A 14,563-nucleotide genomic window follows, 5' to 3' on the forward strand; every position below is an offset into this window, starting at 1 on the left:
TATTTAATATAACATATTATAAATCACATTTGACATCATATTTTTTTCCATTGATTGTAACTTCGGCTGCTACGCCTGTTTCCTGATATTCTGCATTTTTGAAGGCGGCATCTATCGAGACCGAACTAGCATCGCCGGCAGGATAAAGCACCGTGATATAGCGGGCGGTTTGCCCGGCTTCTTTTGTCATATTCACACAAAAAGAATTGCGGCCGGCTTCTACTCCCGGACTGTAGGATACTTTTCCGTTGAAAGAAGTAGTAGATATTGCATTGTTAGCGAATGTGCGGATAATCATATTATTGCCATCCGCAAATGCTGTATGCGCCCCGTTTGCAGCATTGTCGATAACGACCTCGCTATTGCTGCCTTCGCACAAGTGATAATTGAGAGCTACAGAGCCCGATGCCGATCCTATTCCCTCGTCTATCAACACGAAGAATTTCTTATCGACAAAGAACACATAGCGTCTGTGTTTCAGATTGGTATATCCCTGATTTTCTACGGCAACGACTTCGGCTGTAGCATCGCTTGCTACCTTGAGTGTCTTGCCAAGCGCTTTGGTTATATTTCCATCGTTCAGGGTCATTGTATTATGTACTTTTGTCTGGCGATACCATTTCCGGTCGGTATTGGCTCCACCTTCTGTATAATAGGAATAAACGCCTGTATCGGGGAAGAAGTTGCGGCCATTGTGATATAACTCGAATGTGCCGTTGTCGGGCTGGTTGTGGCTCCATATTTGTATCGCGCCTTCTGCATAATTGTTGCTGAGGATAAACATAGTAGAGGCTTTGTCCCATCCGTTTCTCAATACGTGATACCCCGCTGCCGGGAACGATTTAGGAGTTGTGGCAGGTTGCTTACCTTGTTTGCCTACGCTATACATATATAATAGTTCCTGGTTGCTTGGAAACATTTCGTTATACCTGCCAAAGTTTCTTTTGAGGACAGATCTTGACCACGATTTTTGCCGGGTATCGTTAAATCCGGGTACGCAATAATCGCTCAGCTTGGTATCGAAAAAGTTAGGATATGTAAAGTGCATCACAACCTCGGCGGCTTTGTGCAACGATTCGTTAAAGTTTGTAGGTAGGCTGCCTGTTATCGAACTATTGGCATCGGCAAGTTTCTTTACTTCGTAATAGTCGGCTATTGCAGCTATATGGTAACTAAGGTCGAGTTCCAGGTGCATTCCATCGGAAAGAAACTGTGTTCCTACTTCGTCAGCCAATATCTGATAGCCTTCGGTCATCCATGCGGAAGCATTCTTAAATTCGGGAAAGAGTACTCCTGCAAAAGCCAAAGCATTGGCCTGTGAGATAAGGATATTGCCACCGGAGTATGGATATTTGACAAGAAAATCGGCATGGTCGGCAAAATAAGCCATAAATTCTGAAAACCACTCAGGAGTGAAGTTTACAGAATTTTTATAATATTCGAACAATTGGGTCTGCCCGGTAAGCCGTTCGGCTACTTGTAGTTGCCACCATGTAGTAGTATTAGTTCCCGATTCGGGCATCGGATTGTTTTCGAGCCAGTCTTTATATACGCTTATCCACGACTGTATATATTTTTCGTCATTAGATACTCTGTAGACTTTCGCCTGTGGTACAAACCACTGGTGCCTGTGCAGTTGTTTCTGATATTCGTCACTTGCTCCGTCGGGCTTGAACTCCCAGTTAATCTTACCACCATTATTTAATGAATAAGGTTTTTTAGCATCGGCATCTTCGTAGAAGTTGTTGACAAAGAAGCGGCTGTTATCCATTGCATAGTTGGCTTTCAGCTTATCGTCTTCGCTAGCCGTGATATTGATAAGCGACAAGTTGGGATTGGTTACGTTGACGCGCAGCCTGTAGTATTCAAGCATCTCTTTTGCGGCATCGTAGTAAAGTCCAGATTCGTAAAAACTTTTAGCTCTTTCCAACCCCGGATAGTTGAGGTCTATAACATCGAAAAGCTTTGCATTGATCACATCATTTGGCTTCGAAGAGCCTGTTCCTCCCGGATTTGTAGTTGAGAAATCGTTGGAAGAGTCGTCATTGCAACAAACAAATAAGAAAATAGCTGTTAGAATGTAAATACAATACTTCATATCGTAGTTAGATTTAAGATAATTAATCATTACCAAAGATATATTCATATTCGCAAGAGCTGAGTTAAAATTATTCAGACTTATATTGATTTTACATATTTAATATCAATTTTATTGAAGATAATGTCAATTTTATTCAAACTACAGCAGATAATACTTGAAAAGCAGCAGATTAGGAGCCCCCCCTTTTAGTTTTGAGGCAAAAAAAAGGCATATATTCATATAATCAATGTCAATCAGTAGTTAAATTATATGTTCTTTTTTTATGCTGCGCGCAATCAGAGATTGCTTGCGTTCCTTTTGGCCTAAGCCCCAAAAGGAACCAAAAACGCTTTTGCGCCTCGCTTCGCCGTACGACCCACTTTGCGTCTTGCCGGCTGAATGAAGTGAACTAACAGCAATCCTTTTGTTGGCTTAGCAAAGTTGCATAACAGCAATCCCACTTCATTCTACGCCGCCTGCATCGCGTGGGTGCCCCGTACGCAAAGCTAATGGCGCGGGCTAACGCCAGACAAGGGTTTGCGACAATTCTAGTCGTGCGTCAGCTTTCCGTGCATTAGTTCCGCAGGCGGGAACCTGTCCGGTGAAGGCGGCGGAGAAAGGGATGGGGCGGAGCCCGTTTATCCCTTTCTGCCGGCAAACCGATGACAGGTCGCCNACTAGCCTTTTGCTTCCTTTTGGGCAATGCCAAAAGGGAGGACAAGCCCAGGAGGGCGCGGCAGGATGAGCTAAAGATGAAATATTTAACTCAAGATTGCTTTTATGCATAATATAAAAAAAACGTTTTGCAGTTATTCCAACTGCTGATTCGCATAATAAATAAAAAGCTGTTAACTTTGTTAATCTTTAAATGAACAGAAAAAGTAACAGGTATGAGTAAACCATTATACGAATACAATATGAAAGTGCGCGACTACGAATGCGATGCACAAGGTATTGTGAACAACGCCAATTATCAGCATTATTACGAAGTTGTGCGCCACGAGTTTCTGGAAAAGCACGGGCTGAATTTTTACGAATTGCACGAAGAGGGTATAGATGCCGTGGTGGTAAGCGTGTACATACGCTACAAACATTCGCTGCGGGGTGCAAACGACTTTGTGTGTACGGTCGACTCTATCGAAAAGGAGGGGGTACGCTATATCTTCAACCAGAAAATCATTCGCCTGCGAGATGGCAAAGTATGTTCTACGGCGAGGGTCGAAACCGCTTGCATGATGAATGGAAAAGTGGGTAAGCCTGAGTTGTTCGATAGTGTTTTGGGTAAATATCTGTTGGAATAAAGGGATAGTAAGAAGGGGGATTATAAAAAAGGACGTCTTTGAATTTTCTTCCTGTAGGTTTATCTATATATGCGCCTTGGTCTCCGGCTTCCCATAGGGTAAGCCGACACAAGAAAAAGTAACAATAAAAAAGGAGCTAAAAAGTGTTACTTTTGTTACATTTTATTGCTCTATATGCTGATTAGCAACAATATGCAGAGTTTTCAAAAGTGTTACTTTTTACTGTGATTAAAACTGAAAAATATGGCAAAAGTATTTGAGAATAGAATGAAAGTGCGCGACTACGAGTGCGATTCGCAAGGGGTGGTAAACAATGCCAACTACCAACATTATTTCGAAGCTACCCGCCACGAACTAATGGAACTTTGCGGTTTGCGCCTTCGCGACCTTACCGCAGAAAATATCATTCCCGTGGTGAGAAATGTGAATATCAGCTATCGCAATTCGTTGCGCGGTTCCGAAGAGTTTGTTTGCACAGCTACCGCAGTGCGCGAGGGGTTGCGCTATTATTTTCATCAGGATATTACCCGCATACCCGATAATACGCTGTGTGCGAAGGCTGTTATCGAAGTAGTTTGCTTGGTGAACGGCAAAGTGGCTGCACCCGATATGTTCGACAAGGTGTTTGCCGATTATATAACATGGAAGGAAAAATAATGAAAAATAATATAACGGTTTAGTAACTGTTACTCAGAATAAAACAAGAATACCAAAGATGTCTGACAAGATCACGATATATGTTGTCCGCCACGGGCAGACAATAATGAATGCCCTGAACCGCGTACAGGGGTGGTGCGATTCGCCGCTTACAAAAGACGGGATAAATGTAGCCCGCTATCTGGCATACGGATTAGATGCCGAAGGTATAAATTTTCGCACAGCCTATTGCAGCGACCTGCGCCGTACACGGCAAACCACTCAGATAATATTGGGAGCAAAGGGGCAGGAAGACATTCCTGTAATCGAGTTTGCCGGACTACGCGAAGCTTGTTTCGGAAGTTTCGAAGCCGATTTCAACAGGACGATGTGGTACAATGCCGCCCTCTATATGCATTATCCTACAGCCGAAGCGATGACCAAGGATGTGTTGGCGAAGAAGATAAGTTACAAGCATGTACTAGATGCTATCAAACAAATAGATACAATGGGGTTGGCCGAAAATTTTGCGCAAGTGGAAGCACGTACGCAGGAGAGCCTTAGGGAAATAGCCGAGAATGAAGTACAGTACGGCGAGGCGAACATACTGGTAGTGTCGCATGGTATGAGCATACTGGCCATGTTGCTGGGATTGGGTGGCGACAGGTTGTTTACACGCCCGCTCGATAATGCTGCTGTGTGCAAGGTTACATACTGCGCCGGGCAGTTTACGGTAGAATCTATGGCAGACCTGAGTTTTGTAGAAAAGGGTAAATCGTTGGCAAAAGAAGATTGATGAAAATGAGATACATAATATTGTTATTAAGCCTTTGTCTCTTATCATCCTGCCAGCCACAGGGCGAAGGGTTGATGGGAGAGGTAGTTTCCGTTGCCGATGGCGATACAATGACTATCCAGACTAGCGACGGCAGGCGTATAAAAGTGAGGCTAGAGGGTATAGATGCACCCGAAAGGGGGCAGGATTATGGTACTAAAGCCCGCAATCACCTCAACGACCTTTGCTATGGCAAGAGAGTGATGATAGACCATAAGGGCGAAGACCAGTATGGCAGGGTATTGGGAGTTGTGTATCTGGGCGACCTGAATGTAAATGAAGAAATGGTGCGAGTAGGTCTGGCATGGTATTACAGCTATTTTGTTACCGATGCCCGTTTGGATTCGCTTGAGCAGGAAGCCCGAAGGAAAAAACTCAATATATGGAGTATGGATAATCCTATTCCCCCACACCAATTCAGAAAAAGCAAGAGGTAATCATACTAGGGTCAACGCATGAAATTTATCTAAACTCAATTCGCCCCCCACAGTGGCCGAAACAGTGATATTATTTTTCATATTTGCTCTGTAAATTATATTGCCTGTTCTTTCTTTTTAGAAATACAAAATAAACCTGCTGCTGTCAGTAGTCCGTTGCACAGTAGTATTTCGTACCCTACACGGTAATCGTATGCTTTAAATAGCAATACTTCAAGCGCATAGCTTAACAGAGGGGCTAAGATACAAACAAGAGGCACTAACTTATCACAGATATTCTTCTTCTGGAATAGCCCGAAAAAGAACAATCCCAGCAATGGGCCATAAGTATAAGAGGCTACCTTATAGATGGTATCCAACACGTTTTCCTGATGGACTGAATTGATGATAAGGATACAAGCAAGGAACAATATGCTGATTACTATATGCACCTTTTTCCTTGTTTTTTTTGCTTCTACAGGGTCTTGCTTTTCCACGTTCAGCAAATCCACGCAAGTGGTGGTAGTCAAAGCCGTTAATGCCGAATCGGCACTCGAAAATGCGGCGGCGATAATGCCTATCGTGAAGAAAACCAATACAGGCAAACCCAGATATTCAGTAGCTAGTATAGGAAGTATCTGATCCGATTTTTCGGGGATATCGATACCATGTTGATTCATAAACAGCAGCAATAAAATGCCCAGAGCCAGAAAGATATAGTTGATAGGCACAAAGGCAAAACCGTAGGTTATCATATTTTTGCGGGCATCTTTCAGGCTACGGCAGGTAAGGTTTTTTTGCATCATATCCTGATCGAGTCCGGTCATTACGATGGTGATAAACATACCGCTGAGGAATTGCTTTACGAAATGCTGCCTCGATGTCCAGTCGTCGAAAACAAATATGCGCGAATGTTCATTACCGGTTATGGCTTCTATTGTTTGCCATACTCCTAAATCCATTCGCGATGCCACCTGGCAGATTATCAATATTATAGCCATGAGAAATGACAGGGTTTGCAATGTGTCTGTCCATATTACGGTTTTTATTCCGCTTCGGAATGTATATGCCCATATCAATAGGATGATGGTAGATACTGTCAGCCAGAACGGGATGCCCCATTGGTCGAAAACGAAAGTCTGCAATATCATGGCCACCAGATAGAGGCGTGCAGCAGCACCTATCAGTTTCGAGAGGATGAAAAAAGATGCTCCTGTCTTATACGAATAAAGCCCGAAGCGTTGTTGCAGGTAACCATATATGGTCGTCAGATTGAGTTTGTAGTATAGAGGAAGTAGTATGTATGCCACGGCAAAATAGCCTGCAACAAAGCCAAATACCATCTGCATATATGTCATATCAAACTTGCCTACCATTCCCGGTACGGATATGAATGTAACTCCCGATATGGATGCTCCTATCATGCCGATGGCGACAATATACCATGGCGATTGCCTGTTGGCGAGGAAGAATGTTGCATTGTCGCTGCTTTTTCTACTTACAATATGCGATATTGCGAGCAGTATGCAGAAGTAGGTGAGAATGATGATAAGTATAGATATGCCCATTAGTCGATAGATGGTTACACTTCGTTTAATAAATAAAGAGTGTGATTCTAAAAACTACACTCTTTAGCCTTGTGCCATGAAGGGATTGCGAGTGATTTCTTATAATGTTTTTGATCATCTTGTTCACGAATCAATTTCTTGTAAATTTGTTCTAACCATGATTGGAGCTATTTCGTAGCTTGTAGACGGGCACAAAGATAAGACATCTATACAATTTATCATAAGATAAAGGACAAAGATTGAGGTTTGTTCAAGGCATAACTATTGAAACCTTATTTAGGATCCCTTATTTATAAAGAATTTTATGCAAAATAAAAAACACCTACAAAATTAAATTTGTAAGTGTTTGATTTTCTTTGTAGCGGGACCGAGAATTGAACTCGGGACCTCATGATTATGAATCATGCGCTCTAACCATCTGAGCTATCCCGCCAACTATCTGTTAGCGGGTGCAAAAATAGGACAATATTTTATATAATACAAGTTTCTTTTTATAAAATCTGAAAAATATTTTTCTTGCTATCGGCAACACTTTAATACTCAATCAAAAAACACATAATAAAAATTTAAGAATATTATCTTTACCGAATATATCGCAAACCCTTAACTTTTTACTACTTTTGTAGTCGGTTTTTGAATACTTCATAGATGCTGAGGATAAAAAGGCTATATACATTCATTATACAAACTTTCCTACCCGTTTTCTTCATGACATTCGGGATATGTTTGTTCATTGTCTTGATGCAATTCTTGTGGCGATATATCGAAGAATTTGTAGGCAAGGGACTCGATAATCTGGTTTTAGCCGAACTGTTCTTCTATGCCGCCCTCCAGTTCATCCCCATGGCACTCCCCCTTTCCCTGTTGTTGGCCTCGCTAATGGCCTTTGGCAATATGGGCGAAAGAATGGAGCTGCTCGCCATCAAAGCTTCCGGCGTATCGTTGCTAAAAGCAATGCAGCCACTAATAATCCTCATTGCCTGTATAGCCATCAGCCTGTTCTTTTTCCAGAACGAAGGATTGCCGCGTATCAATGTCAAGTTCAGGTCGCTGCTCATCTCCGTTAAGCAAAAATCGCCCGAGCTGGATATACCCGAAGGTTCCTTCTACAGCAGCATACCCAACTACAATCTCTATGTAAAGAAGAAAGACCCTATAACTAAGATGCTCAAGGAGGTGATGATTTACGAAACTTCCGAAGGCTTCAACAATATGTCGGTCTTTGTCTGCGACTCGGCACAAATGGGTACGTCGGAAGACAAAAAATTCCTGCTGCTCACCCTTTACGACGGGCAACGCTTCGCAAGTTTTAAACAAGCAGACATAAAGAATACTTCCCGGTACAATGAAAATCAATTTGTACCCTATAGCCGCGAAAACTTCAAGACCAAAGAGATAATCATCAAATTTGACGGCAATTTTGACCGGATGGAAGAATCGGCACTCGAAGGCACGCAAATTTCCAAAAACATCGTACAATTAGGGCTGTCCATCGACTCTATGACCACCGTACTCGACAGCCTCAACCAAAAAGACAGGCGGGTAATCGGAAAACAAACCTACCTGACATACAGAACCAACGAGTCGTACATAAAAAAGAAGGAAGCGCCAACCAAAGAAGAACCTCAAGCAATAAAGGCAGAAGACCCCGCCAAACTTGTAGGGCGGATAGACTTCGACTCTTTACTCAACTCATATAGCCGCAGCGAGATACAACAACATTACTCGCGCGCGTCGAGCGATGCCGAAAGCTATAAATACAATATTATAGACCTCGTGCAAAAGAAAAACCTGCAAAAGAACATAAGGATGCACAAAGTAGAATGGCACCGCAAATTCGTATTGTCGTTCGCCTGCCTTATCTTCTTCTTTATAGGTGCACCACTGGGAGCCATCATCCGCAAAGGAGGATTGGGTATGCCCGTAGTAGTTTCCGTGGCCATGTACATCGTATATTATATGGTAGACAATATAGGCTACAAAATGGCGCGCGACGCCGTTTGGGAAGTATGGCAGGGCATGTGGCTCAGTTCGGCCGTATTCTTTCCTTTAGGCGTGTTCCTCACCTACAAGGCGATGAACGACTCGGCGTTGTTCAACCCCGAAGCATACAATAAATTCTTCCGCAAATTGCTGTATATAAAATATCCGGAAAGAATAACAGACGAAGAACGCAAAAATATCATAGCCCATATCCCCGACATCTCATCATTGGATGTCGCGCCCGAAGTCCTTGCAGGGTTACAGGCAATGGATAGCGATAAACTCAGGGATGTAATACAGAATTACGAAAACTACAGTTATACCAAAGACCGCCAGGTAGCCGCCCTGAGCATATTAAAATCGCGGGGAGCCGAAATGAACGATATCATAGACCGCCGCGACAAACGATATATAGACACCCTACAAGCTATGTACACCCAAAACTCGCTGATAGCATGCCTGGGCTATATAGCAGCCCTTATATCCATCATCCTGCTGCCGGGCGGATGGAAATGGATTGCTGCCGGGCTTTACGCCATACTGTTTATACGTACGGTCACTTACTACTACACATTCTACAAAGACATAAAGACAAAAAACAAATGGTACCATTTCGTCATATCCCTTCTTTCATTAGCATTGTACCCTTTCCTGTTCCCATTTGTGAAAAAGCATATGCAGAAAGACAAAAGCGAAGTGGAAATAATCACATATACATAAACAACATTAGGAGGCTGATATAAGAAAATGGACGAAATAAAGCTCGATAAGGTAGAAGACGCCATCGAAGAAATAAGAAAAGGCAATTTCGTTATCGTTGTCGACGACGAAGACAGGGAAAACGAAGGCGACCTTATCATTGCCGCCGAGGCTATAACTCCCGAAAAGGTAAACTTTATGGAAACCCATGCGCGGGGGCTGATCTGCGCACCGCTGACAGGCGAACGTTGCGAAGAACTCGACCTGCCAATGATGGTGACACACAATACATCGTCGCATGCCACACCGTTTACCGTTTCCATCGATTTGCTCAAAGACGGAGTCACTACCGGAATATCGGCATACGACCGGGCACAGACCATACTGGCACTTACCAAAAGCGACACCAAACCCGAAGATTTTGGCCGCCCCGGACATATATTCCCCCTGCGGGCAAAAGAAAAAGGTGTGCTTAGCCGCGTAGGACATACCGAAGCCGCTGTCGATCTGGCACGCCTGGCAGGTATGTATCCGGCAGGAGTACTTATAGAAATAAAAAAGGAAGACGGTGAAATGGCACGTCTGCCCGAACTTAAAATAATGGCAGACAAATTCGGGTTGAAACTCATTTCTGTAGCCGACCTTATAAAATACCGCCTCGAAAGAGAGTCGCTGATAGAAAGAGGCGTTGAGGTTAAGATGCCTACAGCATACGGGAATTTCAGACTTATCCCGTTCAGGCAATTATCCAACGGGCTGGAACATATCGCGCTGATAAAAGGCGACTGGGAAAAAGACGAACCCGTACTTGTACGCGTACATTCTTCGTGTATGACGGGCGACATACTCGGTTCGTGCCGCTGCGAATGTGGCGAACAGCTGCACAAAGCAATGCAAACCATAGAAAAAGAGGGTAAAGGAGTTATCGTTTATCTCAACCAGGAAGGCCGCGGCATAGGCTTGATGGCAAAAATGGAAGCTTACAAATTGCAGGAAGAAGGTTACGACACAGTAGATGCCAACCTACATCTGGGTTACCGTGCCGACGAACGCGACTATGGAGTAGGGGCAACAATACTCAGGGAATTGCGCATCACCAAAATGAGGTTGATGACAAACAATCCTATAAAACGTAAAGGGCTGGAGTCGTTCGGGCTGCATGTAGTAGAAAATGTGCCCTTAGAAATAGCTCCGAATAAATATAACGAGTTTTATATGCAGACAAAGAAAGAGCGTATGGGACACAATCTTCATCAGTTTGATTAGTTAGTGTTTAGGGTGAGCATAAATTTGAAAGATATTTATCTATAATAAGCTCTTGGGTTTCCCGACAGGGATGGGAATAGAACGAAGCCGCAGCAAGAAAAAGTAACAATCTGAAAAGGGGCGGAAAAGTGTTACTTTTTTTACACCTCACTCCCCGCTCTCTCCAAAGGGAGAGAGAGCCGCAGGCCTCGACAAGAGAGGAAAAAGTAACCCGATAAAATACTCGAAAAAGTGTTACTTTTGTTACTTTTTGGCCTGTCTTTGTCATTGACTACGTTGCACTCTGCCGAACGTTGTTTCTGAGGAACGAAGGATCTCTTTCCTCTCAAGAGGAGAAACGCGTCTTATCATTGGCGTGGCACAGAGTGACCAAAATTAGCTTTACCCAAGTGGGATACAAAAGCTAGATACAGCAAGAAAAAAGTAACATCTGAAAACTGGTGTAAAAAGTGCATAGTACATGACAAAAATTAAAATTATTGTAATATTAGCATTGTAGGGGCGAATTATCATTCGCCCGTCGGTTGTGTCGGGCGTAAGATATTACGACTGTGTAAAAAGTGTTACTTTTGTTACTTTTTGAAATAGTATATTAACTTAAATAGCAATAATACAACCAATTAAACAAAAACCTAAAATGACACAGGTATCGGAACGTATAGCCAATCTTGCAATATCGGAAACATTGGCTATGTCACAGAAAAGTACTGAGCTGAAAGCACAAGGTATCAATGTTATCAACCTGAGCGTGGGAGAGCCCGACTTTTTCACTCCCGCCCATATAAAGGAAGCAGCAAAGAAAGCTATCGACGACAATTTTTCATTCTACACACCTGTGCCGGGCTATATGTCGCTGCGCCAAGCCGTTAGCCAAAAACTAAAAAAAGAAAACGGGCTGGATTATAAGCCCGAACAAATAATATGCTCGAATGGAGCTAAACAGGCAGTATGCAACGCATTGTTGGCCGTTGTAAACAAAGACGATGAGGTTATCATACCTGCCCCATGCTGGGTGAGCTATATAGAAATGGTAAAACTGGCAGAAGGTAAAAGTGTGGTGATCCGCACCGGAATAGAGCAGGATTTTAAAATGACGCCGGCGCAACTGGAAGCAGCCATCACCCCGAAAACCCGCGCCATCATACTTTGCTCGCCATCGAACCCAACAGGAAGCATCTATAGCAAAGATGAACTGAAAGCTTTGGCTGATATATTTGCCAAACACCCTAACATTATCATTATTGCCGACGAAATATACGAACATATCAATTATATAGGCAAGCACGAGAGCATTGCCCAGTTCGATTCGGTCAAAGACCGCGTAGTTATTATAAACGGAGTTTCGAAAGCCTATGCCATGACAGGATGGCGACTTGGCTGGATGGCTGCACCGCAATGGATAGTAGCCGCCTGCAACAAATTGCAGGGACAATATACGTCGGGAGCATCATCCATAGCACAGAAAGCAGCCGAAGCGGCCTATCTGGGCGATCAGCAATGCGTGGAGGATATGCGCCAGGCTTTTATGCGCCGCCGCGACCTGATAGTGAAACTGGCATCGGAAATAGAAGGCTTCAAGGTAAACAAGCCGGAAGGTGCATTCTACCTTTTCCCTGAGTGCAGCTACTACTTCGGCAAATCGTACAATGGCAAAACTATACACACATCTGCCGATCTGGCAATGTTCCTGCTCGAAGAAGGCCATGTGGCCAGTGTTGGCGGCCTTGCTTTCGAAGCGCCCGATTATATCCGTTTCTCATACGCCACATCCGATGAAAACATTATCGAAGCTATGAGACGAGTGAAAGAAACATTAGCTAAGTTGAAATAATCTTAATTTACGAATATATATAAAACGAATGGGCGGTTTTTTTGGAACGATATCAAAGTCGGCCTGTATAACAGACTTGTTTTACGGTACAGACTACAACTCCCACCTGGGTACCCGCCGGGGAGGGATGGCGACCTTACACGAAGGTATTTTCAACAGGGCGATTCACAATCTGGAAAATTCATATTTCCGCTTACGGTTCGAAGCCGACCTTCCTAAATTTAAAGGCAATTCGGGTATCGGTATCATCAGCGATACAGACCCTCAGCCAATATTTGTCAACTCGCATCTGGGCAAATATGCAGTGGTTACGGTTGCCAAGATTAACAACCTGGACGAACTGCAAAAAGAATTATTGGATAAAGGCTGTCACTTTTCCGAACTAAGTTCGGGGCAAGCCAGTCAAACCGAATTGATTGCATTGTTAATATCGCAAGGGAAAACTTTTCCAGAAGGTATAAAACTTGTGCATGAGAAGATTAAAGGCTCGTGCTCGATGCTTATCCTTACGGAGAAATGCATCATTGCCGCCCGCGACAAATGGGGGCGTACCCCGATCTTAATAGGTAAAAAAGACGGGGCACATGCCGTATCCAGTGAGCCATGCAGTTTTCCGAACCTGGGCTATGAACTGACATACGACATTGGTCCCGGTGAGATAGTCGAAATCACAGCCGATAAGATAGAGACAGTACACGAACCAAATAAGCAAAAACAGGTTTGTTCTTTCCTTTGGGTTTATTATGGTTATCCTGTGTCTGACTATGAAGGGGTTAATGTTGACACAATGCGTTATACCTGCGGATTGAAAATGGCGGCTAAAGATGATGTAGAAGCCGACTATGTGGCTGGCATACCCGATTCGGGCATTGGCATGGGATTAGGCTATGCCGAAGGCAAAGGTTTGCCGTACCGTCGTGCCATTATAAAATACACGCCTACATGGCCACGCAGCTTTACCCCTGCTAACCAGGAGGTTAGAGACCTTGTGGCAAAGATGAAGCTTATACCGAACCGCCATCTACTTAAGGATAAGAGAGTTATCTTCTGCGACGACTCTATTGTGCGGGGCACTCAGTTGAACGACAACGTGAATATCCTCTACGGATATGGAGCTAAAGAAGTGCATATGCGCATCGGAAGCCCTCCCATCCTCCATGCTTGTCCTTATCTTGGATTCACTGCATCGAAATCGGCTTTGGAGCTTATTACCCGCCGCACGATAAAGGAGCTGGAAGGTGACGACTCGAAAGACTTGGAAAAGTATGCGACGACCGACTCGCCTCAATATAACGAAATGATAGATAAGATTCGTAAGAAGCTGAATATAACATCGTTGAAGTTTGTTACAGTAGAAGACTTACTCGATTCTATCGGGTTGCCGGAAGGTAGTGTCTGTACATATTGCTACAACAAGGCATGCCCTAAAGGGGAATAATGTCGCTCGGGTTTTTCCGCTTATACTTATAGCTTATGGTGAAGACAATTGTTATTGATGGCAGTAAGATACACGATATTCCGACCTTCTATGAGGAGATAAACCGTGTATTCATGGCAAATACCGACTGGAAGCTCGGTCAAAGCCTGGATGCCCTCAACGATATGTTTTATGGGGGCTATGGAGAGATAAAGGGAGATGAGACTATACGCCTTATCTGGACTGATTTTGAAAAGAACCGGGAAGACTTGGGGTTGGAGTTGACCAAAGCCTATTATCAGGAGAAATTGAAGTCTCCGGACAAGTTCAATTCAGACTTTGTGCAGCATAAGCAGACCGAACTGGAAGAGGGGACCGGCAAGACGTACTTCGAAATCATACTTGAGATTATCGGCGAACATCAGAATATAGACCTGACCCCTCAATAGGCTTATGCCCAATGCTATATAAAGCAGAAAGAAGTTGTCCCAAAAGTAATCATCTGCTTCATTTATTAGCCATCGGTCACAT

At 43.6% G+C, this 14,563-nt stretch carries 11 protein-coding genes and 1 tRNA gene; 9 read left to right on the forward strand and 3 right to left on the reverse strand.

The window, feature by feature from the left end; all coding sequences use genetic code 11:
* Positions 1–16 precede the first annotated feature (16 nt).
* Positions 17–2,098 carry a heparin-sulfate lyase HepC gene (gene hepC, locus D0T57_RS11020; RefSeq protein ID WP_163273604.1) on the reverse strand — a complete coding sequence of 694 codons (2,082 nt, stop codon included), beginning with the start codon at positions 2,096–2,098 and terminating at the stop codon, positions 17–19.
* Between the two features lie 872 nt (positions 2,099–2,970).
* Between hepC and D0T57_RS11030 the strand changes: the two genes are divergently transcribed.
* The 4 genes from D0T57_RS11030 (at position 2,971) to D0T57_RS11045 (ending at position 5,289) form a co-directional block, all read left to right on the forward strand.
* The gene (locus tag D0T57_RS11030) at positions 2,971–3,381 is read left to right on the forward strand and encodes a thioesterase family protein (protein WP_163273546.1); all 411 of its coding nucleotides are present in this window, start codon (positions 2,971–2,973) and stop codon (positions 3,379–3,381) included.
* A 243-nt stretch (positions 3,382–3,624) separates the two neighbouring features.
* The gene (locus tag D0T57_RS11035; protein WP_163273547.1) at positions 3,625–4,038 is read left to right on the forward strand and encodes a thioesterase family protein; all 414 of its coding nucleotides are present in this window, start codon (positions 3,625–3,627) and stop codon (positions 4,036–4,038) included.
* 58 nt (positions 4,039–4,096) lie between these two features.
* Positions 4,097–4,813 carry a histidine phosphatase family protein gene (locus tag D0T57_RS11040; RefSeq protein WP_163273548.1) on the forward strand — a complete coding sequence of 239 codons (717 nt, stop codon included), beginning with the start codon at positions 4,097–4,099 and terminating at the stop codon, positions 4,811–4,813.
* Between the two features lie 5 nt (positions 4,814–4,818).
* Positions 4,819–5,289: a thermonuclease family protein gene (locus tag D0T57_RS11045; RefSeq protein WP_255490576.1), complete on the forward strand. Its 471-nt coding sequence runs from the start codon at positions 4,819–4,821 to the stop codon at positions 5,287–5,289.
* Between the two features lie 95 nt (positions 5,290–5,384).
* On the opposite strand, the gene D0T57_RS11050 is transcribed toward D0T57_RS11045, so the two are convergent.
* Both D0T57_RS11050 and D0T57_RS11055 read right to left on the reverse strand, forming a co-directional pair.
* Positions 5,385–6,836 (reverse strand): sodium:solute symporter, encoded by a 1,452-nt coding sequence (locus D0T57_RS11050; RefSeq protein WP_163273550.1) that lies wholly within the window; start codon positions 6,834–6,836, stop codon positions 5,385–5,387.
* A 359-nt stretch (positions 6,837–7,195) separates the two neighbouring features.
* Positions 7,196–7,269: transfer RNA gene (locus D0T57_RS11055), tRNA-Met, on the reverse strand.
* A gap of 215 nt (positions 7,270–7,484) precedes the next feature.
* Between D0T57_RS11055 and D0T57_RS11060 the strand changes: the two genes are divergently transcribed.
* The 5 genes from D0T57_RS11060 (at position 7,485) to D0T57_RS11080 (ending at position 14,481) form a co-directional block, all read left to right on the forward strand.
* Complete coding sequence (locus D0T57_RS11060; RefSeq protein WP_163273551.1) at positions 7,485–9,539, forward strand: LptF/LptG family permease; 2,055 nt, start codon at positions 7,485–7,487, stop codon at positions 9,537–9,539.
* 27 nt (positions 9,540–9,566) lie between these two features.
* Positions 9,567–10,784, forward strand: a complete 1,218-nt coding sequence (locus tag D0T57_RS11065; protein WP_163273552.1) for a bifunctional 3,4-dihydroxy-2-butanone-4-phosphate synthase/GTP cyclohydrolase II — start codon at positions 9,567–9,569, stop codon at positions 10,782–10,784.
* Positions 10,785–11,421: 637 nt separating this feature from the next.
* A complete protein-coding gene (locus tag D0T57_RS11070; protein WP_163273553.1) occupies positions 11,422–12,615 on the forward strand; it encodes a pyridoxal phosphate-dependent aminotransferase in 1,194 nt (397 codons plus the stop codon).
* Between the two features lie 28 nt (positions 12,616–12,643).
* Positions 12,644–14,053: an amidophosphoribosyltransferase gene (locus tag D0T57_RS11075; RefSeq protein ID WP_163273554.1), complete on the forward strand. Its 1,410-nt coding sequence runs from the start codon at positions 12,644–12,646 to the stop codon at positions 14,051–14,053.
* 35 nt (positions 14,054–14,088) lie between these two features.
* Positions 14,089–14,481 (forward strand): barstar family protein, encoded by a 393-nt coding sequence (locus D0T57_RS11080; protein WP_163273555.1) that lies wholly within the window; start codon positions 14,089–14,091, stop codon positions 14,479–14,481.
* Positions 14,482–14,563: the final 82 nt, after the last annotated feature.

It is taken from the genome of Dysgonomonas sp. 511, assembly GCF_010501105.1.
Taxonomy (GTDB): Bacteria; Bacteroidota; Bacteroidia; order Bacteroidales; family Dysgonomonadaceae; genus Dysgonomonas.

Bases quoted from the DNA above. Each gene is read 5' to 3' on its own strand.
- hepC (WP_163273604.1), bottom strand. From the start codon at position 2,098: ATGAAGTATTGTATTTACATTCTAACAGCTATTTTCTTATTTGTTTGT.
- D0T57_RS11080 (WP_163273555.1), top strand. From the start codon at position 14,089: ATGGTGAAGACAATTGTTATTGATGGCAGTAAGATACACGATATTCCG.
- D0T57_RS11065 (WP_163273552.1), top strand. From the start codon at position 9,567: ATGGACGAAATAAAGCTCGATAAGGTAGAAGACGCCATCGAAGAAATA.
- D0T57_RS11045 (WP_255490576.1), top strand. From the start codon at position 4,819: ATGAGATACATAATATTGTTATTAAGCCTTTGTCTCTTATCATCCTGC.
- D0T57_RS11040 (WP_163273548.1), top strand. From the start codon at position 4,097: ATGTCTGACAAGATCACGATATATGTTGTCCGCCACGGGCAGACAATA.
- D0T57_RS11035 (WP_163273547.1), top strand. From the start codon at position 3,625: ATGGCAAAAGTATTTGAGAATAGAATGAAAGTGCGCGACTACGAGTGC.
- D0T57_RS11050 (WP_163273550.1), bottom strand. From the start codon at position 6,836: ATGGGCATATCTATACTTATCATCATTCTCACCTACTTCTGCATACTG.
- D0T57_RS11070 (WP_163273553.1), top strand. From the start codon at position 11,422: ATGACACAGGTATCGGAACGTATAGCCAATCTTGCAATATCGGAAACA.
- D0T57_RS11030 (WP_163273546.1), top strand. From the start codon at position 2,971: ATGAGTAAACCATTATACGAATACAATATGAAAGTGCGCGACTACGAA.
- D0T57_RS11075 (WP_163273554.1), top strand. From the start codon at position 12,644: ATGGGCGGTTTTTTTGGAACGATATCAAAGTCGGCCTGTATAACAGAC.
- D0T57_RS11060 (WP_163273551.1), top strand. From the start codon at position 7,485: ATGCTGAGGATAAAAAGGCTATATACATTCATTATACAAACTTTCCTA.